At 66.0% G+C, this 25166-nt stretch carries 19 protein-coding genes; 11 read left to right on the top strand and 8 right to left on the bottom strand.

Annotated features, from left to right (window positions below):
• Nucleotides 1–90: 90 nt before the first annotated feature.
• On the bottom strand, nt 91–2001 hold the full coding sequence (dnaK, locus tag OCK02_RS08760; RefSeq protein WP_263812722.1) for a molecular chaperone DnaK: 1911 nt from the start codon (nt 1999–2001) through the stop codon (nt 91–93).
• Between the two features lie 302 nt (nt 2002–2303).
• Nucleotides 2304–4541, bottom strand: a complete 2238-nt coding sequence (locus tag OCK02_RS08765) for a transglycosylase domain-containing protein (RefSeq protein ID WP_263812723.1) — start codon at nt 4539–4541, stop codon at nt 2304–2306.
• 344 nt (nt 4542–4885) lie between these two features.
• Here OCK02_RS08765 and OCK02_RS08770 point away from each other — a divergent pair, with 344 nt between their 5' ends.
• The 3 genes from OCK02_RS08770 to OCK02_RS08780 all read left to right on the top strand — a co-directional run bounded on the left by OCK02_RS08770 (nt 4886) and on the right by OCK02_RS08780 (nt 5960).
• Nucleotides 4886–5155, top strand: a complete 270-nt coding sequence (locus tag OCK02_RS08770; protein WP_263812724.1) for a hypothetical protein — start codon at nt 4886–4888, stop codon at nt 5153–5155.
• Nucleotides 5156–5301: 146 nt separating this feature from the next.
• A complete protein-coding gene (locus tag OCK02_RS08775) occupies nt 5302–5571 on the top strand; it encodes a hypothetical protein (protein WP_263812725.1) in 270 nt (89 codons plus the stop codon).
• Between the two features lie 176 nt (nt 5572–5747).
• Complete coding sequence (locus OCK02_RS08780) at nt 5748–5960, top strand: hypothetical protein (RefSeq protein WP_263812726.1); 213 nt, start codon at nt 5748–5750, stop codon at nt 5958–5960.
• 58 nt (nt 5961–6018) lie between these two features.
• Here the strand turns inward: OCK02_RS08780 and OCK02_RS08785 are convergent, their stop codons facing one another.
• From OCK02_RS08785 to OCK02_RS08800, 4 genes are all read right to left on the bottom strand, one after another.
• The gene (locus OCK02_RS08785) at nt 6019–6492 is read right to left on the bottom strand and encodes a BA14K family protein (protein ID WP_263812727.1); all 474 of its coding nucleotides are present in this window, start codon (nt 6490–6492) and stop codon (nt 6019–6021) included.
• Nucleotides 6493–6573: 81 nt separating this feature from the next.
• Complete coding sequence (locus tag OCK02_RS08790; RefSeq protein ID WP_263812728.1) at nt 6574–7530, bottom strand: lysylphosphatidylglycerol synthase transmembrane domain-containing protein; 957 nt, start codon at nt 7528–7530, stop codon at nt 6574–6576.
• A 246-nt stretch (nt 7531–7776) separates the two neighbouring features.
• A complete protein-coding gene (locus OCK02_RS08795; protein WP_263812729.1) occupies nt 7777–9168 on the bottom strand; it encodes a dipeptidase in 1392 nt (463 codons plus the stop codon).
• A gap of 113 nt (nt 9169–9281) precedes the next feature.
• On the bottom strand, nt 9282–9722 hold the full coding sequence (locus OCK02_RS08800) for a MarR family winged helix-turn-helix transcriptional regulator (RefSeq protein WP_263812730.1): 441 nt from the start codon (nt 9720–9722) through the stop codon (nt 9282–9284).
• 399 nt (nt 9723–10121) lie between these two features.
• Between OCK02_RS08800 and polA the strand changes: the two genes are divergently transcribed.
• From polA to OCK02_RS08815, 3 genes are all read left to right on the top strand, one after another.
• Nucleotides 10122–13109: a DNA polymerase I gene (polA, locus tag OCK02_RS08805; protein WP_263812731.1), complete on the top strand. Its 2988-nt coding sequence runs from the start codon at nt 10122–10124 to the stop codon at nt 13107–13109.
• A 204-nt stretch (nt 13110–13313) separates the two neighbouring features.
• On the top strand, nt 13314–14546 hold the full coding sequence (locus tag OCK02_RS08810) for a glycosyltransferase family 4 protein (protein WP_263812732.1): 1233 nt from the start codon (nt 13314–13316) through the stop codon (nt 14544–14546).
• A gap of 33 nt (nt 14547–14579) precedes the next feature.
• Nucleotides 14580–15623 carry a glycoside hydrolase family 5 protein gene (locus OCK02_RS08815; RefSeq protein ID WP_263812733.1) on the top strand — a complete coding sequence of 348 codons (1044 nt, stop codon included), beginning with the start codon at nt 14580–14582 and terminating at the stop codon, nt 15621–15623.
• Nucleotides 15624–15629: 6 nt separating this feature from the next.
• Here the strand turns inward: OCK02_RS08815 and OCK02_RS08820 are convergent, their stop codons facing one another.
• Together OCK02_RS08820 and OCK02_RS08825 are read right to left on the bottom strand one after the other, a co-directional pair.
• Nucleotides 15630–16934 carry a UDP-phosphate alpha N-acetylglucosaminyltransferase gene (locus tag OCK02_RS08820; RefSeq protein WP_263812734.1) on the bottom strand — a complete coding sequence of 435 codons (1305 nt, stop codon included), beginning with the start codon at nt 16932–16934 and terminating at the stop codon, nt 15630–15632.
• A gap of 11 nt (nt 16935–16945) precedes the next feature.
• Nucleotides 16946–18967 (bottom strand): GumC family protein, encoded by a 2022-nt coding sequence (locus tag OCK02_RS08825; protein WP_263812735.1) that lies wholly within the window; start codon nt 18965–18967, stop codon nt 16946–16948.
• 399 nt (nt 18968–19366) lie between these two features.
• Between OCK02_RS08825 and OCK02_RS08830 the strand changes: the two genes are divergently transcribed.
• From OCK02_RS08830 to OCK02_RS08850, 5 genes are read left to right on the top strand one after another with little or no spacing between them, the layout of a single operon-like run.
• Nucleotides 19367–19621, top strand: a complete 255-nt coding sequence (locus tag OCK02_RS08830) for an acyl carrier protein (RefSeq protein WP_263812736.1) — start codon at nt 19367–19369, stop codon at nt 19619–19621.
• Nucleotides 19618–20790, top strand: a complete 1173-nt coding sequence (locus tag OCK02_RS08835; RefSeq protein WP_263812737.1) for an acyl-CoA dehydrogenase family protein — start codon at nt 19618–19620, stop codon at nt 20788–20790. The genes OCK02_RS08830 and OCK02_RS08835 overlap by 4 nt, the downstream gene beginning before the upstream one ends.
• 6 nt (nt 20791–20796) lie before the next feature.
• On the top strand, nt 20797–21708 hold the full coding sequence (locus OCK02_RS08840) for an amino acid--[acyl-carrier-protein] ligase (protein ID WP_263812738.1): 912 nt from the start codon (nt 20797–20799) through the stop codon (nt 21706–21708).
• Nucleotides 21705–22685, top strand: coding sequence for a DUF1839 family protein (locus tag OCK02_RS08845; RefSeq protein ID WP_412178796.1), 981 nt, complete (start codon nt 21705–21707; stop codon nt 22683–22685). The genes OCK02_RS08840 and OCK02_RS08845 overlap by 4 nt, the downstream gene beginning before the upstream one ends.
• 13 nt (nt 22686–22698) lie before the next feature.
• A complete protein-coding gene (locus tag OCK02_RS08850) occupies nt 22699–25164 on the top strand; it encodes a glycosyl hydrolase 2 galactose-binding domain-containing protein (protein ID WP_263812739.1) in 2466 nt (821 codons plus the stop codon).
• Nucleotides 25165–25166: the final 2 nt, after the last annotated feature.

Here is a 25166-nt window from a genome sequence, read left to right on the forward strand (position 1 = left end):
GCATCATGGAACTCGCCCCTTGGTTTCTTCCGCCCCTGCTGGAAAAAGACAGGCTGGCCGCGTGTTTCGCGCGGCCAGCGGTCGTCATGATCAGGAAGCCGAACGCTTCCGGTCGTCGTCGTCCTTGACTTCCTCGTAGTCGGCGTCGACGACGTTGTCGCCGGCGTCAGAAGAAGCGCCGGCCTCGGCCTGCTGGGCCTCGTAGATCGCCTGGCCGAGCTTCATGGAGACTTCCATCAGCGTGTTGGTCTTCGCCTTGATGTCCTCGGCGTCAGGCTCGGAAGCCTCGACGGCCGTCTTCAGCGCGGCGATCGCGTCCTCGATGGCCTTGCGGTCCTCGGCGGAGACCTTGTCGCCATATTCGGTGAGCGACTTCTCGGACGAATGGATCAGGCTTTCGGCCTGGTTCTTCGCCTCGACGGCCTCGCGGCGCTGCTTGTCCGTCTCTGCATTGGCCTCGGCGTCCTTGACCATCTTCTCGATGTCGGCGTCGGAGAGGCCGCCGGAAGCCTGGATGCGGATCTGGTGCTCCTTGCCGGTGCCCTTGTCCTTGGCCGATACCTGCACGATGCCGTTGGCGTCGATGTCGAAGGTGACTTCGATCTGCGGCACGCCGCGCGGTGCCGGCGGAATGCCGACGAGGTCGAACTGGCCGAGCAGCTTGTTGTCGGCAGCCATTTCGCGCTCGCCCTGCGAGACGCGGATCGTCACGGCCGACTGGTTGTCCTCGGCGGTCGAGAACGTCTGGCTCTTCTTCGTCGGGATCGTCGTGTTGCGCTCGATCAGGCGGGTGAAGACGCCACCGAGCGTCTCGATGCCGAGAGACAACGGGGTCACGTCGAGCAGCAGCACGTCCTTGACGTCGCCCTGCAGGACGCCGGCCTGGATGGCAGCACCCATGGCGACCACTTCATCCGGGTTCACGCCCTTGTGCGGCTCCTTGCCGAACAGCTGCTTGACGACTTCCTGGACCTTCGGCATGCGGCTCATGCCGCCGACGAGAACGACTTCGTCGATCTCGGCAGCCGAGACGCCGGCATCCTTCAGCGCTGCCTTGCAGGGGGCGACGGTGCGCTGGATCAGGTCGTCGACGAGGCTTTCGAACTTGGCGCGCGAGAGCTTCATCGTCAGGTGCTTCGGACCGGAGGCGTCGGCCGTGATGAAGGGCAGGTTGATTTCGGTCTGCTGCGAGGAGGACAGCTCGATCTTCGCCTTTTCCGCAGCTTCCTTCAGGCGCTGCAGGGCCAGCTTGTCGTTCTTCAGGTCGATGCCCTGGTCCTTCTTGAACTCGGCCGAGAGGTACTCGACGAGGCGCATGTCGAAGTCTTCACCGCCGAGGAAAGTGTCGCCGTTGGTGGACTTCACTTCGAAGACGCCGTCGCCGATCTCCAGGACCGAGATATCGAAGGTGCCGCCGCCGAGGTCGTAGACCGCGATCGTCTTGCCGTCCTTCTTGTCGAGGCCATAGGCGAGAGCGGCAGCCGTCGGCTCGTTGATGATGCGCAGCACTTCGAGACCCGCGATCTTGCCGGCGTCCTTGGTCGCCTGGCGCTGGGCGTCGTTGAAGTAGGCCGGAACGGTGATGACGGCCTGGGTGACCTTCTCGCCGAGATAGGATTCGGCGGTTTCCTTCATCTTCTGAAGGATCATCGCGGAGATCTGCGAGGGCGAATAGCTCTCGCCGTGCGCTTCGACCCAGGCGTCGCCGTTGGAAGCCTTGACGATCTTGTAGGGCACCATGCCCTTGTCCTTCTGGGTCGTCGGGTCCTCGAAGGTGCGGCCGATGAGGCGCTTGATCGCAAAGAGGGTGTTTTCCGGGTTCGTCACAGCCTGGCGCTTGGCCGGCTGGCCGACGAGGCGTTCTCCGTCGTCCGTAAAGGCGACCATGGAGGGCGTCGTGCGCGCGCCTTCGGCATTCTCAATCACTTTCGCGTCCTTGCCATCCATGACGGCGACGCAGGAATTTGTCGTTCCGAGGTCGATACCGATTACTTTTGCCATGTCATTCTCTCCTTGAAGCGAACTGCCGGAACCCAATCAGGCATTCGTTTGGCAGTCCCTAGTGGGATGGTATTGCAGGAAATCGCGACCGGGGCCGCGGTTTCCGGCTATATAAGGATCAGTCTAGGTGACTGCAAGGCATCAATCTGCTTCCGGCGCGCGTTCCAGACGGGCACTGGCAGTCGGAAAAGGCCGATGCCTTCGGCTGAAATGTGGTGGGGCCGCGCACGTCCGTCAAGGCCGCCAATGCTGGCAGGACCAGCGGATCGAACAGAGGATCGGCCATTTGATCGGCCGGCGCGTTACCCGCCGATCAGCACGTCCAGCAGGCTGGAGCGCCGGGGCCTTGTGGGCTGCTCCCCGACATCGGCGGGCGGGACCGGCAGATCGCCCTCGATGCCGCCCGTCCGGTCCGGGATCGCCATCGCCTCGCCGCCGCCGTCACGGCTGCTCGTGCCCAGTGCCCGCGCCACCATTTCCGCCAGCGATTCGTCTTCCCGCCCGGCAGGGGTCGCGGGGTCCGCACCGGCCATCGGGATCCCGCCGCCGGCCGTGCCGAACAGCGGCGAGGGCGAGAACCCCTCGTGGGCGGCGGTCATGAAACGGCTCCAGGCCTTGGCGGGAAGGCCGCCGCCCGTCACCTTCTTCATCGATTTGCCGTCGTCGTTGCCGAACCAGACGCCGGTCGTCAGGTTGCTGGTGTAGCCGACGAAGAGCGCGTCGCGGAAGGATTGCGTGGTGCCGCTCTTTCCGGCCGCCTCCCAGCCGGGGATTTTCGCGTTCTTGCCGGTGCCTTCCGTGATGACGCGCGTCATCATGCCGTTCATCATGGCGACGATCTCGGGCTGGAGCACGCGCGGCGGGTTGTCGTAGGTGTTCTCGTAGAGCACCTTGCCTTCGGCCGTCGAGATGCGGCGGATGATATGCGGCGTCGCCTTGTAGCCGCCGTTCATGAAGGGCGCATAGGCGGAGGTGAGCTCGACGAGCGAGACTTCCGAGGTGCCGAGCGCGATCGAGGCATTCGACTGCATCTCGGATTCGATGCCGAGCCTGTGGGCGAGCTTGATCACGGTGTCCGGCCCCACCTCCATCACGAGCTGGGCGGCGATCGTGTTCAGCGAATTGGCGAGCGCGGACGAAAGCGTCACTTCACCGCGATATTTCTGGTCGTAGTTCTCCGGCGTCCACTTGCCGATGCGCACCGGTGCGTCGTTGCGGACGGACTGCGGCGAGCGGCCCATCTCCAGCGCTGCGGCATAAACGAACGGCTTGAAAGCGGAGCCCGGCTGGCGTTTGGCCTTCGAGGCGCGGTCGAACTGGCTTTCGGCATAGTCACGCCCGCCGACGAGCGCCCGGATGGCGCCGGTGCCGTCGATCGAGACGAGAGCGGCCTGCGAGGCGTTGAGCTTGGCGCCCTCGGCGTCGATGATCGCGGTGATTGCCTCGTCCGCCTTCTTTTCCAGGTCGAGGTCGACCGTCGTCTCGACGACGAGGTCCTCGGTAATGTCGCCGACGAGCTTCGGCACCTGGTCCATCACCAGGTCGGCCGCGTAGTGCTCAGCCCCGGACCAGTAGCTCTTCGCCCGCGTCGGCGGCTGCGACATGGCGGTGGTGATCTCGCGTTCGGTGACGAAGCCGGCGTCCCGCATCGTGCCGAGCACGACCTGCGCCCGTTCTTCGGCGGCTTCCGGATCGCGGGCCGGCGAAAGCCGCGACGGCGCCTTCAGAAGGCCCGCCAGAACCGCCGCTTCGCCGAGGTTCACGTCGCGGGCGGACTTGTTGAAGTAGCGCCGCGACGCCGCCTCCACGCCATAGGCGTTGGAGCCGAAGAACACCCGGTTGAGATACATCGCGAGAATCTCGTCCTTGGAGTATTTGTGCTCGAGCCAGAAGGCGAGCAGCACTTCCTGCACCTTGCGCTCCAGCGTGCGCTCGGGCGACAGGAACAGGTTCTTGGCGAGCTGCTGGGTCAGCGTCGAGCCGCCCTGCACCATCCGCCCCGTCGTCACGTTCGTCACCATCGCACGGGCGAGCCCGAGCGGATCGATGCCGAAATGGGAATAGAAGCGGCGGTCCTCGATCGCGATCACCGCCTGGGGGATGTAGGGCGACATCTGCTCCAGAGACAACGCCTCGCCGCCGGTGCCGCCGCGATTGGCGATCACCGTGCCGTCGGTGGAGATGATCTTGACGTTCGGCGGCCGCGCCGGAATGTTCCAGGTCGTCGCGCTCGGCATCTGGGCGCCGTAGTAGAGAACCAGCGCGCCGACGGCCATGCCGCCCCAGATGCCCAGCACGACGCACCAGTAGGCAAGGAACCGGACGGCACCGAAGAGGCCGCCTCCGCCGCTGCGGCGATGCTTGCGGGCAGGGGCTTTCCGGCGCGAGGCCGTCGCCGCCTTGCGGCTTGCCGGCTTCGACTTGCGCGTCGCAGATCGGGTCACGCGATCCTCCTCGTCGATGCGCAGATCGTCATCGTCGTATTCGTCCTCGCGTTGGAACGAGGGCTCGATCCGCTGTGATTTGCGCCGGCCTGCCATCCTGGAAGAAATATGCCTTTCGTGTCCGTGCCGCCTGATCCCCGGCCCGTCAGGCGGACCGGCGTGCGGCAACGCATTGTTTCTGCAGAGCGCCCGCCAAGGCTGTGCTCCCGGTCCGTTGAACTTTAAATGCGGCGATTTAAGGGGTGGTTAAGAACTTGGAAACGAATTCGCTAGAGTTCTCAAATGGTTCCCGCGCCGGCGCCACGGCGCGTGACCGCCATCGTTCCGTCGTCTTGGCGTTGCGGTGTCGGATGCGTCGTTCGTCCTGTTGGCAATCGACCGGCGGCCCTCCGCCGCGTACAGTGTATTGCCGCTCGCCACCAACGACATTGAGGTGATCCATGGCAGCGCCGCTGAGAATGATCCTGGTTCTGGCTGCCTTGGGCTTTCCGCTCGAGGCTCTTGCCGCGACGGACGATGAATTGATGCGCGACTACGACACGCAGGACATGGCATGCCGACAGTTTGAAGATGCGGACGGGACGATCTCGGCCGAAGCGGCCGACCTGGCTTGCCAGCGGCGGGAGGACATCGTCGACGAGTTGAAGGGTCGCGGGCTCTGCTATGATTATGGCGACCGGCAGTGGTCTGCCTGCGGGGGCAAGGACTGACGCGTGGCGCTTTCGCCGCTCAACCTGCCAGCCGGCAATGGTTCGGCGGAGGCCTGCTAAACGGGCGTGGATAGCCGTCGTGAAATATCGACCGCGGGCGCCGAATCTGCTGATGTCGCTTCTCTAGCCCAAGGGAGATGAAGCTGATGTCGCCGATCCTGTTCGCCGCCGTGTTCGCCGTGGCCGCAACGCAACCCACCGTCGAAGAGCTTCAGTCCGATTTCGAATCCGCGCTGGAGTGCGCTCGTCCGGTGGACGGTCGCCAGGTATGGAAGGGCCAACGGGCGTTTTTCATTTCGTCCTATTCGCAAAGCATGGGCCAGGCTGCGGGTGGATCCGAGGCTGCCGATGCCGTGCTCCCTGATGACAACGACCCTGAGGTGATCGCCGAATTCGAGGCTGCCTGCGCGGATTGACGTGGCAAGTCCATCCCGCAGCGTCCGGCAGGAAAGGCCCTGGCCGTGACGGTGGCTGCCGTTACGGTCTCTCGTGCCGTCGAGCGCGACGCCTGCCGGAATGCGCGCGGAAACGTGATTTCCGCTTTGCGGCCTGCGCCAGTATTCTCACGCCGCAACGAGCAAGGAGACGATCTATGAAACGCATCCTCGTATTTGCATGCGCACTTGGCCTGTCAGCTCCCATGGCATTTGCCGATTGCGCCTACCACCAGACCAACGCGAAGGCCGATGTCGACAAGATGACCACGACGGCCAGCATTTCGGAGAAATCGACGCCCGCTACGGGCGAGGTCGTTCTCCTGAAGAAGAACGACGCCCCTGCCGCGCAGGAGCAGACGGCAGAGTGAGACAGGCGATGCCCGTCACAAAGGAAAGGGCGGCCTTGCGGGGCCGCCCTTCGCTATTTCAGTAATAGGGCGACAGGCACTGCTGGCGCGGCCCGTTATAGGGCTGGAAGCTGTTGTCGTAGGCACGATACGAGCGATAGCGCCCCGCGCACCATTCGAAGTGCCGCGGGTTGACGCCGCCGTCGACGACGCGCGGCTGGCTGGCGATCGCGCCGCCGATGATCGCGCCGGCGCCGAAGGCGGCCAGCGGATACCAGTAGCCGTCGTCGTAGCGGCGGTAGCCCTCGCGATAGTAGGGGTAGCCGCGGTAGCCGCGATAATAGCCGCCGCTGCGATAGTAGCGCGGGCCGCTGTGGTAGCGCGGGGGTGGCGGACGATAGCCGCGGCGGACATAGTAGTCGACGTTCTCGACGTCCGTCTGGACGGCGACGCCGGCACGCGGCATTCCGGCCGCCTGTGCCGGCACCAGGCCGGTTACGAGCGTTGCCGCCGATAGCGCGGCCGCCATAAGGCCGCTGACGATCTTTCTCATCTTGTTACTCCCGAGGGGCCATCAAACTTCCAATGACGTGCGGGAGGATGCAGGAATTCGGCTGAACGGGCGATGAACCGTTCAGCCTTTCGTTCCATTGCTCTCTTCCCGCTTCATCTGCGTATAGCGCGCATGCTCGAATGCCAGCACCGCGCCGAGGCCGAGCACGAACGGAATGATCAGGTAGAACATGCGGAACACCGCCAGTGCGGCCAGCACGTCGACGGGGTCGAACTCCGGCAGGCCGGCGATGAAGATCAGTTCCAGCACCCCGATGCCGCCCGGCGCATGCGAAAGCAGCGCTGCCGAAAACGAGGCGAGGAAGATGCCGAGCACGACGAGATAGCCCGGATTGTTGGCCTCCGGCAGGACGAAGTAGATGATCGCCGCCGCCGCCAGCAGTTCCACGGGCGCGATCACCAGTTGCCGGAAGGCGACCGACGGCCGCGGATACTCCAGTTTCAGCCAGCGGGTGCGGATCGGCCGGAACCCGACGAGGCTGCCGATCAGGTAGAGCGCGACGAGCGCCAGGATCAGCACGCCGGTGGAAAACGCCGCTTCCACGGGCAGGAACTTCGAAACCCGCTCGATGATCTCCGGCTCGACAATCAGCACCAGCCCCATCAGCACTGCCGTTCCGAGCGCGAAGGTGAAGGAGCAGAAGGCGACGAGCACCCCCACCTCGCTGGCCGAAAGCCCCTTGGAAGTATAGGCGCGATAGCGCACCACCGCGCCCGAGAACACAGATGCGCCGATGTTGTGGGCGAGCGCATAGGCGGTGAACGAGGCGACCGTGATGAACCACAGCGATATCCGGTGGCCGAGGTGCTCGAGCGCCAGATGGTCGTAGGCCGCAAGCGCTGCATAGGCCACGATCGTCGCAAGGGCGGCAAGCAGCCAGCCCGACAGGGGGATGGCGAGCAGGCTGTCGCGGAACTCGTGAAACGACATCCCCTTGAGGTCGTGGTAGAGGATCCAGACGGAGAAGACGATCGCGACCGCGCCGACCACGGGCCAGAAGAGCTTGCCGAGTTTCATGCGCCCCGCGTCCGCCGGCACCGGCGACGGCTGCCTTGCGGAGGGCCGGATCGCAGGTGATATGCAGGACTATCGTTCATGCCGATGCTTCCCCTTCCGGGTCGTCTTCTGTCGCTGCGGGTCCCGCCGGACCCGCAGGCGCCTGTGATTTCATCTGTTCGGACTTAACCATTATCGGGCAGCGCCGACAACGATGCGACGGCCAAAGTCGGCGACTTTCTTGCACCCTTCAAGGTCAACATTTCGTCAGCGGGTCGCCAGGGCGGCAAGGATGCGCACCCAGGAACGAATGCCTTTCTCGAACGAACGCAGCTCGTATTTCTCGTTCGGCGAGTGGATCCGGTCGTCGGAAAGCCCGAAGCCCACCAGCAGCGATTCCATGCCCAGCATCTTCTGGAAATCGCCGACGATCGGGATCGAGCCCCCCATGCCGATCATCACGGCCGGCTTGGGCCATTCCTGCGAAAGCGCGTCCTTCGCCTTGTTCAGGAGCGGCGAATCATAGGGAAGCTGGATCGCCGGCGAACCGCCATGGGCGTGGAAGGCCACCGAGCAGTCGGCCGGAACCTTCGCGCGGACATAGGTGCGGAAGGCGTCGCGGATCTTGCCCGGATCCTGCTTGCCGACGAGCCGGAACGAGACCTTTGCGGTGGCTTCGGCGGCGATCACCGTCTTGAAGCCGTCGCCGGTATAGCCGCCGACGATGCCGTTGACCTCGGCGGTTGGTCGCGCCCAGGTCAGTTCCAGCACCGAACGGTTCTTCTCGCCCGAGGGAACGGACAGGCCGATCTCGCCCAGGAACTTCTCCGCCGTCTGGCCGAGCTTGTCCCAGGTGGCCTTGATGTCGGCAGGCGTCTCCTCGACGCCGTCATAGAAGCCCTCGAGCGTGACGCGCCCGTCCCGGTCGTGCAGACCGGCGAGGATGTCGGCGAGGATATGGATCGGGTTGGCGGCCGCCCCGCCGAAATAGCCAGAATGCAGGTCGCGGTCCGCCGCCTTGACGACGACCTCCTCGCCGACCAGCCCGCGCAGCCCGGCCGAGATCGCCGGCGTCTCGCCATCCCACATGTTGGTGTCGCAGACGAGCGCGTAGTCGGCCTTGAGTTCGGCCGCGTTGGCCTCGAGGAACGGCTTCAGCGACGGCGAGCCGGACTCCTCCTCGCCCTCGAACAGGATCGTGACCTTGCACGGCAGCGCCCCGACCGTCTCCCTGTAGGCGCGGCAGGCCTCGACGAATGTCATCAGCTGGCCCTTGTCGTCCGAGGTCCCGCGACCGGTGATGATCCGTCGTCCGCCGCCGATGTCGCGCACGGCCGGCTCGAATGGATCGTTCTCCCAGAGCTCCAGCGGATCGACCGGCTGCACGTCGTAGTGGCCGTAGAACAGCACGTGCGGCGCCTCGGCGCTCGCACCTTCGTGGTGGGCGACCACCATTGGGTGACCAGACGTATCGCGCACGGTGGCGTCGAACCCGAGCGTGCGCAGTTCGCTGACCAGCCATTCCGCCCCGCGCCGCACGTCGGCCTTGTAGGCCGGGTCGGTCGAGATCGATTTGATGCGGACAAGGTCGAACAGGCGTTCGAGTGCGGCAGGCACGTTGGCGGCGGCGTGGTCGAGTACGGGTAACAGGTTGGTCATTGTCGAATCCTCTTTGCGGAGCGACCTTAGAGCGTGCCGTCGTGATTTGGAAACAATTCTGTCGGTTCGAGCGGTGCCGAAACGCCTCCCCGTCATCCGGAAAGAAGAATGCCTCAGGCCCGCGTGTCGCGCGCGACGTTGGCGATCATCATGCGCATGTATTCCAGCAGGAGCTCCCGCTCGAACCGCCGGAAGCCCTTGAACAGCTCGGCTTCGGCATGCTCGGCTGCGGCGAGGGCGTCGGCGCGCATCGCCCGCCCGTGTTCGCTCAGATGCACCAGCTGGGCGCGCCTGTCGGTCGGATGCGGCGAGCGCGTGATCAGTCCGTCCCGTTCCATGCGCGAAAGCGTGTTGGCCATCGTGGCCTGCTCGATATCGAGGCGATCGAGGAGCTGGCGCTGCGTCAGCCCGTCGCAGGACCACAGTTCCAGCAGCACCGGCAGCTGGCCGGGCGCAAAGCCGGACTGCTTCGCGCGGGCCTGAAAGGCGCGCGTGGCCTCTTTCGCCAGCAAGCCGGCGAGGTAAGCGGCCGATTCCCTCCGATCGAACACCATGCGCAGACAGTAGGCCGGAATTCGATTCCAGACAATCGGTTGAGGTCTTCGTGGGAGGTGCGGGAATCGGGGGTGGCAGACATGTGAAGGGCCGCTTCGGACGGGAGGTACGTTCGAAGCGGCCCTTGCAAATTGTGGACAAAGGCCCGGAGAGGGGGATAAGGCCTTTGTCCTCTGGTCTGGCGCGGCGGGGGACAGGCCGGGATGCCAGACCACGGCTTGATCAGGTGCCGATGACTGTCATTTGGGCCCCGGAATGTGGCTTTTCAAGGGATATGCGCGGTGGCGGAAATTACAAATTGGTAACGTTTGTGTGAGCCTCCAAAGCGGTTTGGCCGGCGTTGCCACGAACGCAAAGGACGATGGACGCGGGCACCTGCGCACGCTATCCCTAGCGCCATGAAAAATGGTGATCATCTCTTCCTCGTCGACGGCTCGGGCTTCATCTTCCGCGCCTTTCACGCGATCCCGCCGCTGAACCGCAAGTCGGACGGCTTGCCGGTCAACGCCGTCTCCGGTTTCTGCAACATGCTGTGGAAGCTTCTGAAGGATGCGCGCAACACGGACGTCGGCGTCACGCCCACCCATTTCGCCGTCATCTTCGACTATTCCTCGAAGACCTTCCGCAACGAGCTCTACGATCAGTACAAGGCGAACCGGACGGCCCCGCCCGAGGACCTGATCCCGCAGTTCGGGCTGATCCGCCATGCGACGCGGGCCTTCAACCTGCCCTGCATCGAAAAGGAAGGCTTCGAGGCCGACGACCTGATCGCCACCTATGCCCGGCTTGCCGAGGCGGCCGGGGCCGACGTCACCATCGTCTCCTCCGACAAGGACCTGATGCAGCTCGTCACCTCGAAGGTGTCGATGTACGACAGCATGAAGGACAAGCAGATCGCGGTCCCCGAGGTGGTCGAGAAATGGGGTGTGACCCCGGACAAGATGATCGACCTGCAGGCGATGACCGGGGATTCGACCGACAACGTCCCGGGCATCCCGGGCATCGGCCCCAAGACCGCCGCCCAGCTTCTGGAGGAATACGGCGATCTCGATACGCTGCTCGCCCGGGCCGAGGAGATCAAGCAGCAGAAGCGCCGCGAGAACATCATCGCAAACCGCGCCCAGGCGCTGCTGTCGCGTCAGCTCGTGACGCTGAAGACGGACACCCCGCTCGACGTGCCGCTCGAGGATCTGGTGCTGGAGACGCAGGACGGCCCCAGGCTGATCGCCTTCCTCAAGGCGATGGAATTCACCACGCTGACGCGGCGGGTTGCCGAGGCCTGCGACTGCGACGCCTCTGCAATCGAGCCGGCCACCGTCCCGGTGGAATGGGGCGCCGACGCCCGTGGCCCCGATCTCGACAAGGGCGAGGGGACCGGCCCGGGGACCGAAGGCATGCCCGGCGAGAGCGCTGCCGAGGCTGCCGAGACCCTGCTTCCGACAGCATCGGCGAACGGCCACGAGCCTGTGCAACTGGCGCGGACGCGTGCCGCCGGCTTCTCCGGCCAGCCGATCGACCATTCCGCCTATGTGACGATCCGCGACCTCGCCATGCTCGACCGCTGGATCGCCGACGCGCGCGAGACCGGTCTCGTCGGCTTCGACACCGAGACGACCTCTCTCGACGCGATGCAGGCCGAGCTCTGCGGCTTCTCGCTTGCGATCGCCGACATTGCCCGGGATCCGTCCGGCGTCTCGATCCGCGCGGCCTATGTGCCGCTGCTGCACAAGTCCGGCGTCGGTGATCTGCTCGGCGGCGGCCTGGTCGAGGGGCAGATCCCCATGCGCGATGCGCTGTCGCGGCTGAAGGCCCTGCTGGAGGATGCCTCGGTCCTGAAAGTGGCGCAGAACCTGAAATACGACTACCTGGTGATGAAGCGGCACGGCATCACGATGCAGGGCTTCGACGACACCATGCTGATGTCCTATGCCCTCGACGCCGGCGCCGGCACTCATGGCATGGATTCGCTCTCCGAGCGCTGGCTCGGCCACAAGCCGATCGCCTACAAGGATGTCGCCGGCAGCGGCAAGAGCGCCCAGACCTTCGACATGGTCGACATTGACCGGGCGACGGCCTATGCGGCGGAAGATGCCGACGTGACGCTACGCCTGTGGCACGTGCTCAAGCCGCGGCTCGCCGCCGAGAAGATGACGACCGTCTACGAACGCCTGGAGCGGCCGCTGGTGCCGGTCCTGGCGCGCATGGAGGAGCGGGGCATCACCATCGACCGCCAGATCCTGTCGCGCCTGTCGGGAGAGCTGGCGCAGGGTGCGGCCGCGCTCGAGGACGAGATCTACGAACTCGCCGGCGAGCGCTTCACCATCGGCTCGCCGAAGCAATTGGGCGATATCCTGTTCGGCAAGATGGGCCTGGCCGGTGGATCCAAGACGAAGACGGGGCAATGGTCGACCTCGGCGCAGGTGCTGGAGGACCTCGCCGCCCAGGGCGTGCCGCTGGCGCGCAAGATCGTTGATTGGCGCCAACTGACCAAGCTGAAGTCCACCTATACCGATGCGCTGCCGGGCTTCGTCCATCCCGAGACGAAGCGCGTGCACACGTCCTACGCGCTGGCCGCGACGACGACCGGGCGCCTGTCCTCGTCCGATCCGAACCTGCAGAACATTCCGGTCCGCAACGCCGAGGGCCGCAAGATCCGCACCGCCTTCATCGCCACGCCCGGTCACAAGCTCGTCTCGGCCGACTACAGCCAGATCGAGCTGCGCGTGCTGGCGCATGTGGCGGAGATCCCGCAGCTGAAGCAGGCCTTTGCCGACGGCATCGACATCCATGCGATGACGGCGTCCGAGATGTTCGGCGTGCCGGTCGACGGCATGCCCGCCGAGGTCCGCCGTCGCGCCAAGGCGATCAACTTCGGCATCATCTACGGCATCTCCGCCTTCGGCCTTGCCAACCAGCTGTCGATCGAGCGCTCCGAGGCCGGCGACTACATCAAACGCTATTTCGAGCGCTTCCCCGGCATCAAGGACTACATGGACCAGACCAAGGCCTTCGCCCGCGAGCACGGCTATGTCGAGACCATCTTCGGCCGCCGCGCGCATTACCCGGAGATCCGCTCGTCCAACCCCTCGGTCCGCGCCTTCAACGAACGGGCGGCGATCAATGCGCCGATCCAGGGCTCGGCCGCCGACATCATCCGCCGCGCCATGGTCAAGATGGAGCCGGCGCTCACAGACAACGGCCTGTCGGCCCGCATGCTGCTGCAGGTGCACGACGAGCTCGTCTTCGAGGTCGAGGATGCGGAGGTCGAGCGGGCCATTCCCGTCATCGTCGCGGTGATGGAGGACGCGTCGATGCCGGCGCTGCCGATGAGGGTGCCGTTGAAGGTGGACGCGCGCGCCGCCCTTAACTGGGACGAGGCGCATTGAGCGGCTCCCCCTCCGGCCGCGCGCCCGTTGCGGGACCGTTTACCACGTGCCGACGTTTCGCGCCGATACCGGCCCCGCAAAGGCAGCCTTAACCCGGCCTTAAGGGCTTGCTGCGCTTCTGCGGGAGGCTTGGGGGCGCGTGTCATCGACTGGGCGCCCGGAAATTGCGGATGACCCGCAATGCGATGCGGCACGGATGACGGCATGGACGCATTTCTGCAGGGCAGTCTTTCCATCGATGCCGGCAGGCGCGCGCCGCTCGCCGTGCAGGTCGTGCGCCAATTCCCGCCGAGCCGCGGCGGGCTGGAGGACGTCGTCGCCAACCTGTCGCGCCAGCTTTGCGCGCGTGGCTACCGCGTCCGCGTGGTGACGCTCGATCGCCTCTTTACCGCCCCCGACCGCACATTGCCCGCGCGCGAGATCGTCGACGGCATCGAGGTGGTCCGGATCCCGTTTTCGGGCAGCACCCGCTATCCTTTCGCGCCGGGCGTGTTTCGGCACCTGACGGATGCCGACCTCGTGCACGTCCATGCGATCGACTTCTTCTTCGACGCGCTCGCCTGGGGCAAGGCCCTGCATGGAAAGCCGCTCGTCGCCACCACCCATGGCGGGTTCTTCCATACCGAGCGGCACAAGGCGCTCAAGCTCGTCTGGTTCAACGTGACGACGCGCCTCTCGGCGCTTGCCTACCGCCGGATGATCGCCTGCAGCGCGCAGGATGCCCGCCTGTTCCGCAAGGTCGCCGGCCGCCGCGTCGTCGAGGTCGACAATGGCGCCGATATCGCCAAGTTCCGCGACGCGGGCGCGACGAAGCCGCTTCGCCGCATCGTCACGATCGGACGCTTCTCCTCCAACAAGCGGCTCGACCGCCTGTTCGACGCTCTGTCGCGCCTCGTCGTGCACGAGCCGGACTGGCGGCTGTCGGTGGTAGGCGTGCCGGGCGAACTGGACGAGGCGGACCTGCGGCGGATGATCGGCCAGCGGGCGCTCGAAGACCATATCGACGTGCATGTCGGCCTGTCGAACGAACAGATCCGCGACCTGGTGTCCGGATGCTCGCTGTTTGCCTCCGCTTCGGAATATGAGGGCTTCGGCCTCGTTGCCGTTGAGGCGATGAGCGCAGGCCTCCTGCCCCTGCTGCATCCGAACCAGGCCTATCGCGACCTCGCCGCCAAGCATCCCGAGGTGCGCCTTTGCGACTTCGAGGACGCGGAGACAGCAGCCGGGACGATCCACGCGGCGTTCCTGGCGCTTGCCCGCGACGTCCCCGGCTACCGGGCAAGGGCCATGCGCGCGGCGGAAGGCTACTCCTGGGATCATGTGGCCCGGCGCTATGCCGCGATCTATACTGAAGTTCTGGGCGGCGTCGCCCCGCCCGAATGGGGGCCGGCGGCGGCAAAGGGCGGTGAAGGCAATGAAGTCGCAGCCAATGGCTGAATGCCGGCAAATGCGAAATCCGGGAGCAGGCAGATGAGACGCAGGGCGATGCGGATCGGCGGGCTCGCGCTGGCGCTGGTCCTTCCGTTGGATGCGTCCGCCGCCTGCCTGCGCGGCGTCAACCTTGCCGGGGCCGAGTTCGGCGATCCGCCAGGCGTCTACGGCAAGGACTACATCTATCCGAGCGACGAGACGATCCGGTATTTTGCCGGCAAGGGGTTCAACGGCGCGCGGCTGCCCTTCCGCTGGGAACGGCTTCAGCCGAGGCTCGGTCGGGCGTTTGCGATGGGCGAGCGCCGGCGTCTCGTCGACACCGTCAAGCGCCTGAAGGCGGCGGGTTTCACGGTGGTCCTCGATCCGCACAACTATGCCTATCATGGCGGCCGGCAGATCGGCTCTGCCGAGGTCCCCGTCGAGGCCTTTGCCGACTTCTGGCGACGGCTTGCCATAGAGTTCGCAAACGACCCGGCGGTGCAGTTCGGCCTGATGAACGAGCCCCACGACATTCCGGCGGACCGATGGCTGGTCGCCGCCAACGCCGCCATCGCCGCCATCCGCAGCACGGGGGCCGAAAATCTCGTCTACGTTCCCGGAACGATCTGGACCGGCGCCCACAGCTGGGAGAGCGATCGCCCCGGCGGTTCGAACGCCAGCGTCATGCTGGGTATCGAGGATCCGGCGAAGAACTACGCCTACGAGGTCCATCAGTACTTGGACGACGACTTCTCCGGCACGCACGAGACCTGCGAGGGCGCGGCGCAAGCCGTGGCGGCGCTCGAGCGGTTCACGGTCTGGCTGCGCGAGAACGGCAAGCGTGGCTTTCTCGGCGAATTCGGCGCACCGGCCACGACCGAATGCCTGACGGCCCTGTCGCGCATGACCGCCGTCGTCGACGGCGCCCCGGACGTATGGACCGGCTGGACCTACTGGGCGGCGGGCGACTGGTGGCCGGAAACCGAGGCGCTCAACATCCAGCCGACCAGCGAGGGCGACCGGCCGCAGCTGCGCGCCCTCGAATATGGCGGCAGCATCCCGGCGCCGAAGGCGGCCTGCCCGGCGCTCGGCGAATCCGGGTAAGGAAACTCATGCCCTGCGTGGCATGGCAGCGGCAGCCGGCCGTTGCGGAGCGGCCGTCTGCCGGCAAGCCCCGGCGGTGCCGACCAGGAACCACATCAGGGCGGCCGTCTTGATCGAATAGAACGAATCGCTGATCAGCATCAGAAGCAGCAGGTAGACGATCATCATCGAATGGAAGCGCCAGGCCCGCGCTTCCTTCAGCGGCGCATGCACGAACATCGCCCACAGTCCGATGAAGCCGAAGATCCCGAAGGCGGTCAGCGAGTAGGAGATGCCGGAATCGGCGGTAAACGCGTCGGTCGTCTCCGAGCCCAGCACCACGCCGAGGTCGAGTTGCGTCAGGATATGCGCGGTCACGGCGAACCGTCCGGCGAGGTCGTTCGGTCCCCCGCCGGAGACCGAGGTGATGCCGTAGATCGACAGCACCGCGAGCAGGAAGAACGGCAGGACGACCCAGACCAGCCGCGGCAGGAAGGAATAGACGGGATAGAGAAGCGTGATCAGCACGCAGCTGTAGAGCCCGAATCGCGCGTCGGCCAGCGCGATCACCGTGAAGGCAAGCGCAAAGACCAGCCAGCGGCCGGGGAAGGCGCGGCCGCGATAGAGCGCCCAGGAATAGATGATCACGGCGAAATTGCCCATCGACACAGGCTCCAGGAAGACGGACGAGACGCGGTGTTGACCGAGGAAGGGCAGGATCGTCCGTGCCTCGGGGCGCTGGCCGGAAATGAACAGGCCCTTGGTCTGCCCGAACACCTGGTCGAGCGTCACGGTGCCGCGCGCCAGATAGTAGCCGATGACGTTAAAGTATTCGAGGAAGGTCTCCAGGAAGAGGTACTCGAACAGCCCGAAGCCGACGACGATCAGGCCGCTGGCCGTCACGAGCCTGTCGGCGAGCCTCGCATCCGCGATGCGCACGGCCATGAAGTAGAAGGTCAGCGGGATGAGGATGTCGCGGACGGCCTTGGGATTCACCTGCCCGCGCAGCATGAACAGGAACATCATGTAGCTGACGAACAGGCCGAGGATCACATAGAGCGTCGACTTTCGCGTCATGGCCGCGAGGAAGGCGCAGCCGACGATCACGAGTTCCGACATGATGACGTGGCGGTCTGCCATGCCCATGAAACGGGTGTTGACCAGGCAGAGGAGCGCATTGAACACGAGGCCGCCGATCACCGTCACGATCGCGGCGATGCGCACCGGGTCGATTTTGGCCGGCGTGCCGGCTTCGTGGTGCGCCTGCGGGATGTTGTGGCTTCGCCGGTTGCTGAAGCCCGTCCCGTAGCCGATCGATTCCGTGCGGGCCATCTCGGCGTCTCCTACGGCGCCCGGTGGGTCAGAAGGATGTTTCCGAGGATCTTGTCGCGCCAGGGGCCGATTTCCGCCATCAGCGTGTCGAGGGCATCGCCGCCCGTCGCACCGACGGTCGAGACGACGATGACGGCGTCGGTATGCTTCAGGACGGTGGGGATGACCGTTTCGGCCGGCGTGCCGCTGCAGTCGATGACGGCGAAGTCGACGGGTTCGGTCCGCGGCGCGGTGCTGACGCGGGAGGACCCGAGTGCCGCGATCCGCCTCAGACCGCCGGCGCCGATGCGTTCGAAGTGCAGGACGTCCTCCAGCGCATGGTCGCGTGGCAAGGCGGCGTCGAGGCGGATCTTGACGCTCCAGGAAGATCGCGCGGCCGAATGATCCCTGTGGCGGAGTTCGCCGTTGCAGAAGAGCACGGTCTCGCCGGCGACATGCAACTCGCGCGCCACGTCCGCGGCAACCCCGTCGCGGCCGCTGCCGTCGGCAGACAAAAATGCAATGGTGGCGGGGCGGCTGGCACCGAATTCCGCCTCGAGCAACTGGCCGAGCCTGCGGATCCCCGCCTCCCGCGGCAGGGCTTCCGGGACGGGTGGCCGTGCAAACGGCAGCCGCTGCGCGAAACGGTCCAGGCGGCCGGGTGGCGGTAGCGCGTCGCCGGCCATGATGGCAAGCATCGGCGCACCGGTCCTGGAGACGAGGCTGCGCTCCATGCGCTTGGTGCCGCCCAGGAGTTCGCGCAGCACCGCAAGGGCGGCGCCCGCGGCAGATCCGAACAGGACCGCGGCGATCAATACCAGAAGCTTCGGCGCCTGCACCGCCTTGTCGGACGGCACGGCTTCGGAGATGACGCGGGAATTGCCGTTGCCGAGATCCTGCTGGCGGCTCAGTTCCTCGGCGCGGGTCAGGAATGCCTTGTAGACCGCATCGATGGCCGCAGCCTCGCTGGTCAGCTGGACCAGCTGGAAGCGGAGCTTGCCGTTGTCCTTGCTCGAGGCCGCCTGGTCGTCGAAGCGCTTTTCCAGCGAGGCGAGGTTGGCCCGGCTGCGCTCGTAGGTATTGGCCGACAACTGGCGTATGCGCTCGAGTTCGATCTCGATAGCGTTGCGGATGCTGGCGATCTGCGAGCGGATCGCCCGCATCTGCGGATGGTCGTTGCCGAGATTGGCCGCCAGTTCCGCCTGGCGGTCGAGCGCCTGCGAATAGCGGCTGCGTAGCCCGGAGAGCGCGCCGGAATTCAGCGTCTCGGGAATGGCGCCGGCCTCGACATTGGAGACGTTGAGCTGGCGTGCCTGCTCGTAGGCCGTCTTCAGCTGTTCCACCTGCTGGCGCGCTGTCAGCAACTGCTGGTTCAGGCCGGCGAGCTGCTGGTCGGTGATCAGTCCCTGGTCGCCCGCGCTGATCATGCCGTTCTCGGCCCGGAAGTCCTCCACCGCCTCCTGGGCGTCGAGCACCCGCTGGCGCAGCTCTTCCGCCTGCTCGGCGATCGTGCGGGTGGTCTTCAGGCTGACGTCCAGGCGCGCCTTGTCGGCGACCGCGAGGTAGCTTTCGGCAATGGCATTGGCGATCTTCGCGGCCATTTCGCTGTTGCCGTGCTTGACGGTGATGGTGAAGACGAAGCTGTCGCCGTTGCGCGCGACGCTCAGGTTTTCCAGCAGGGCATTGATAACGCCGTCGACCGTCGCCGCGTCGGTCTTCGGCCGGCCCAGCAGCTTCGACAGCAGGCCGCCGCCGTTGAAATAGGGGTCGTTTGTGAGGTCCAGCCTGGTCACGACGTCGCGCAGCACGTCGCGGGACTGGATCAGGTAGATCTGGCTGCCGATCACCTGCTGCGTGTTGAGCGACCCGCCGGTATCGGTGCCGACGACGGGCCCGGCGCCGATATCGACGAAGATCTCGGCGGTCGAGCGGTAGAACGGCTTCTGGGTGAGGACGAAACCCATGCCCAGCAGCGCGCACACCACCGCGGCGAGGATCACGTAGTGGATCCTCTTCCTCACGATGCCCGGCAGCTGAAAAATGTCGATGTCCATCACATGCCCGATCGCCCGTCCCTGTCGCCGTCCCTGTCGCAATCCTGGGGACGCGGCCGAATTTTGCAGCCTTCGCTGCCGTCAGACCACACGGCGGTTCCCGGGGACCGTCCCGCAACCTCTCAGATTATGGTTAACAACCTCTCAACCTGTCGTCGGAAATGCCGGGATAGGGCGACGACGGAAATATTAAACATGCTGAAAATATGATGTTTTTCGGAACGGGCGACCGCGCAGCGTCAGCGCATGGGGCGGCACGGGTACTTGGCCGCCTTCATGGAATCTTATCCATGTCCCTTCAAGCGTTCTTATCTCTCCTCATGTATGCCTCTGGTTGAACAAGATCGGAACGGGCGGCATCGCCGGCCGACATGAAGATGAACGCGGGAGAATGTCGCCATGAAGCAGAAGATCCGTGAATTGCTCGCCAGGCATGGCGGCCTGCCGGTCGCTGTCGACCAGATTGCCGACGACCAGGACCTCTACGCGGCCGGTCTGTCGTCCTTCGCATCCGTCCAGATCATGCTGGCGATCGAGGAAGCCTTCGACCTGGAGTTTCCGGACAACCTGCTCAACCGCAAGTCGTTCCAGAGCATCGCGGCCATCACTCGCACGGTCGAAAGCCTGACCGGCAATGCGGAGGCTGCCGAATGAACATGTCCACCGGGGCAGGTCTGGCGGAAAGAGCCGCCCGCGTTGCCGCCGTGGCCGAGGCGCACGCCGACGATGTCGACGTCAAGGGGCGCTTCCCGCAGGAAGCGGTGGACGCCATGCGCGCCGAACGCCTGCTGTCCATCCAGATCGTCACGGAGCTCGGCGGCGAAGGGGCGAGCATCGCCGAAATCGCCGAGGTCTGCTCCATTCTGGGCCAGTCCTGCTCTGCCGCGGCCATGGTTTTCGCCATGCACCAGATCAAGGCGTCGAGCCTCGTCTCGCATGGCGCCGATGCCACCTGGCACCGCACCTTCATGCGCCGCATCGCCGACGAACAGCTGCTTCTGGCTTCCGCCACGACGGAAGGCGGCATCGGCGGCAACCTGCGCAACAGCATCTGCGCCATCGCGGTCGAGGGCGACCGCTGCCGGCTTGAGAAGGATGCGACCGTCATTTCCTATGGCGCAAACGCGGATGCGATCCTGATTACCTCGCGCAGCCACGCCGAGGCCGCCTCCACCGACCAGGTGATGACCGTATTCACGAAGGATCAATACACGCTGGAGCGCACCCATGTCTGGGATACGCTCGGCATGCGCGGCACCTGCTCCGACGGCTATCTGTTCAAGGCCGAGGCGCCGGCCGAGCAGATCCTGCCCAAGCCCTTCGCCGAGATCGCCGCCCAGTCGATGCTCGCCACCTCGCATCTTCTCTGGAGCGCCGTCTGGTACGGGATCGCCGCCAATGCGATGGCGCGTGCCCAGGCCTTCGTCCGCGCCGCGGCACGCAAGTCGCCGGGCCAGACGCCGCCCGGCGCCCTGCGCCTGGCCGAGGCGTCGAACCTGCTGCAACTGCTGAAGTCGAACGTGGTCGCCGGCCTGAACGAATTCGAGGTGGCGAAGGCGGATGCCGACCGGCTGTCCTCGATGGGCTTCGCCGTCGCCATGAACAATCTGAAGATCGGCTCGTCCGAGACGATCCTGACGATCATCAACCACGCCATGCTGATCTGCGGCATCATGGGCTACAAGAACGGTACGCCCTACAGCCTTGGCCGGCACCTGCGCGATGCGCATTCGGCCCAGCTGATGATCTCCAACGACCGCATTCTCGGCAACACGTCCAATCTCCTGCTTGTCCACAAGCAGGACACCAGTCTTCTGGGGTGAAGAACCATGGATATGCAGACCTCGTTTCTCGACCGCCTGTTCGATTCCGGCCTTCTGATCGACACCGGCGTTGAAGGGCTCTATGGCCGCAGCGGCCGGTTCGAGGACGTCATCCTCGCCTTCGAGCGGCTGATCGACCGTGTCGGCGGCGCCGACGGCGCGGAAGCCATGCGCTTCCCGCCGGGCATGAACCGCGCCTTCTTCGAAAAGAGCGGCTACATGAAGAGCTTCCCGCAGCTGGCCGGCACGGTCCATTCCTTCTGCGGCAACGAACTCGACCATATGAGCCTGCTGAAGTGCATGGAAGTGGGCGAGGAGGACTGGACCAAGGACCAGAAGGCAACCGATATCGTCCTGACGCCGGCCGCTTGCTACCCGCTCTATCCGACGGTTGCCAGACGCGGGGCGATCCCGGCAAAGGGCGCGCTCTACGACCTGCAGTCCTACTGCTTCCGCCACGAACCTTCGCAGGACCCGGCCCGCCAGCAGCTCTTCCGCATGCGCGAATATGTCTGCATGGGCACGGAGAAGCATGTCACGGATTTCCGCCAGTCCTGGATGGACCGCGGCGTGCAGATGATGAAGGAGGTCGGCCTCGAGGTGGCGATCGATGTCGCCAACGATCCCTTCTTCGGCCGCGCCGGCAAGATGCTGGCCAACAACCAGCGTGACCAGAACCTGAAGTTCGAGCTCCTGATCCCGATCACCTCGGTCGCAAGACCCACGGCCTGCATGAGCTTCAACTATCATCAGGATGCGTTCGGCACGAAGTGGGGCCTGACCATGGAAGACGGCAGCGTCGCGCACACCGCTTGCGTCGGCTTCGGCCTGGAACGCATCGCGCTCGCTCTGTTCCACACCCACGGTCTCGACGTTGCCGACTGGCCGGAAAGCGTCCGCAAGACCCTCTGGGGCTGACCTTGGGCGTAGCTTCCGTCTTTCCCGGGCTCGATCCCGCCACCTACCGGCCGCACGCGCTGCACGATCACGAGCGCATGTGGCCGGAAACCAACTGCTATGTCGACCTGTGGATCGAGGTTCTGAGCGCGCAGGCGCTGCCGCCGGAGGCGATGCTGGGCTTCACGCTGACGCAGGATTTCGAGGGCGACCAGTTCACCTTCTTCAAGGTGCCGCTCGAGGACCTCGAAGTCCTCTACGGCATCCGCTGCACCGAGCTTGCGATCTATGACCGCGTCGAGCGCCACGTCGCCGAACAGATCGGCCGTGGTCGCCTGTGCCTCGTCGAGATGGACAGTTACTACATGCCCGACACGCGCGGCGTCGCCTACCGGCGGGAGCACGGCAAGACGACGGTGGCGATCAACCGGCTGGACCTTGGAAGCCGCACGCTCGACTATTTCCACAATGCCGGCTTCTTCCGGCTCGATGGCGAGGATTTCGACGGCCTGTTCCAGCTTGACGCGCCGGCCGATGCGCTGCCGTTCCTGCCCTATACGGAGTTTGCGAAGTTTCCCGCCGCGCGCCCGGCCGAGGCCGACACGGCAAGGGCCGCCCGCCGCCTGCTGCGCTTCCATCTGCAGCGCCGGCCGGCGGACAATCCCGTCGCTGCCTTCGCCGCCGTCTTTCCCGGCCAGGTGGAGGCCGTCGCGGAGCGGCCCTTCGGCTTCTTCCACAAATATGCCTTCAACACGCTGCGCCAGCTCGGCGCCAATTTCGAGCTCGCCGCCAGCCACCTCGATTGGAGCGCCCCGGACGGCTCGCTGTCGGATGCGGCGGCGGCCGCGCGTCGCATCGCCGAGAACGCCAAGTCGGTGCAGTTCCAGCTCGCCCGCGCGGTCACCCGCAAGCGGATCGAGCCCCTTGCGACGGCGCTCGATCCGGCAGTCTCGGCCTGGGACGAGATGATCGCCGTGCTCGAACGCCGCATCGACTGAGGCCGGAGGGCACATGAGCGAAGCGGCCGAAGGCACGTCCCCGCAGATCGTGGACCTGGAGAAGGGCTGGAAGCTGTGCCTTGTGGCAGCCGGCGCGTGGTCCGATCCCTCCATGATCGGTCCCGATGTGGAATTGCTGGATGCGCCGGTGCCGGGCACGGTCGCGGGCGCGCTGGAACGCGCAGGACGCTTCGACCGCGACGACCCGATGCCGCTCGACGGCTATGATGCGTGGTACCTGCTCGAACGCATCGGCGAGACGCCGGGTCCGGCCGTGCTTGTGCTGGAAGGCCTGGCGACGATCGCGGACGTCTACTGGAACGGCGAGCTCCGGCTTTCCTCCCACTCGATGTTCGTGGCCCACGAGATCGACGTGCAGGTCACCGGCAGGGACCGTCTGGCGATCTGCTTCCGCGCACTCAGCCCGCATCTCGAGCGACGCGGCCCGCGCGCCCGCTGGCGTCCGCAGATGATCGTTCCGCAAGGTATCCGGCTCACCCGAACGACGCTGCTCGGCCGGATGCCGGGATGGTGTCCTTCCGTGCATGCGCTCGGTCCCTATCGCCCCGTCCGCCTCGTGCGGCCGCAGCCGGCCGGGCCGGCAGACATTCGCATGGCCGCGACGCTCGCGCCGGACGGCACCGGGCATCTGGCCGTATCGTTCCTGTCCGGCGACGGCGCCCGCCCCGCCCTTCTGCGCTGCGCCGGCGTCACGGCGGCCATGGAGCGCGGGGCCGATGGCCGGTGGCAGGGCAATCTCGCCATCCCCGACGTTGCGGCCTGGTGGCCGCATACGCATGGCCGGCCGGTTCTGCACGGGGTCGAGGTCGATCTCGACGGCGAGAGCCATGCGCTCGGTCGCACCGGTTTCCGCCGCATCGATATCGATACCGGTGCGGACGGCCGCGGTTTCGCCCTGCGGGTGAACGGGGTCCCGGTCTTCTGCCGCGGCGCGGTCTGGACGAATGCCGACATCGTCGACCTGCCGGGCACGCGGGCGGCCTACGAGCCGACCTTGAGGCTTGCCGCCGGGGCGGGCATGAACCTGCTGCGCATCGGCGGCACCATGGCCTATGAGAGCAATGCCTTTTTCGAGCTGTGCGACGAGCTCGGCATTCTCGTCTGGCAGGACGTCATGCTGGCGAACTTCGACTATCCGGCTGCAGACAGAGATTTCGTCGCCCTGCTGAAAACCGAGGTCGAACAGTTCCTGCAGGGCACGGCCGCTTCGCCTGCGCTGGCCGTTCTCTGCGGCGGCAGCGAGGTATTCCAGCAGGCGGCGATGCTCGGTCTGCCGGCCGAGGCAGGGAACGGGCCGCTGACGGATGCGGTCCTGCCCGAGATCGTCCGGGCGCTGCGCCCGGACGTCCCCTTCGTCCCCAACTCGCCCTTTGGCGGCGCCATGCCGTTCTCCTCCAATGCGGGCGTCGCCCACTATTACGGCGTCGGCGCCTATTGCCGGCCGCTCGAGGATGCGCGCCGGGCCGGGGTACGCTTTGCGGCCGAATCGCTGGCCTTCGCCAATGTCCCTGAGCAGGTGACGCTCGACGCGCATCTTCCCGTCCCCGCCGTGCACGACCCGCGCTGGAAATCCCGGGTCCCGCGCGACCGCGGCGCCTCCTGGGATTTCGAGGACGTGCGCGACCACTATCTCGGCCAGCTCTACGATTGCGACCCGGCGCGCCTGCGACGCGAGGACCCACTCCGCTATCTCGATGTCTCCCGCGCGGTCAGCGGCGAGGTGATGGAGGCGACATATGCCGAGTGGCGGCGGCCGCAATCGAGCTGCAACGGTGCGCTCGTCTGGACGCTTCAGGACCTCATGCCGGGCGCAGGCTGGGGCGTCGTCGATGCCACCGGCCTGCCGAAGCCGGCCTGGCACGCGCTGCGGCGCGCCTTCCGCCCGCTCCAGGTGCTGCTCTCCGACGAGGGCACCAACGGCCTCGACGTGCACGTGATCAACGAGACGGATCAAGGACGCGAACTGACCGTCGAACTCACCTGCCTGCGCGACGGCCGTCAGCCCGTCGTCACCGGGCGGCGCGCCCTGATGCTTGCGGCGCGCGGCGTTGCCACTTTCGCCGCCACCGATCTCTTCGGCGCCTTCTTCGACACGACCTATGCCTTCCGCTTCGGTCCACCCGCCCACGACGTGACCATCGCGAGCCTGCAGGACGGTGACGGTCCGGTGATCGTCGCCGAGGCCTTCCATTTCCCGCAAGGCCGAGCGCGCGCCCTTCATGCGGCAAGGGCGACTGTCGCGCTGGAAGAGGTGGAGGGCGGCTGGCAGCTGCGGGTCGGGGCGGACCGGCTGCTGCAGTCTGCCCACATCGATTGCCCGGGCTTCCTGCCCTCGGATAGCTGGTTCCATCTTTCTCCCGGCCGGGAACGCGTCATCCGGCTGGTCCGCACGGGCGCCGTGGAACGCCCCGGCGGAGAGCTGTCCGCCCTGAACCTGCCTGCTCCGGTTTCCTTCTGACC

Origin of the sequence: Rhizobium sp. TRM96647 (assembly GCF_025780115.1) — a bacterium.
In the GTDB taxonomy this organism is placed as follows: Bacteria; Pseudomonadota; Alphaproteobacteria; order Rhizobiales; family Rhizobiaceae; genus Mycoplana.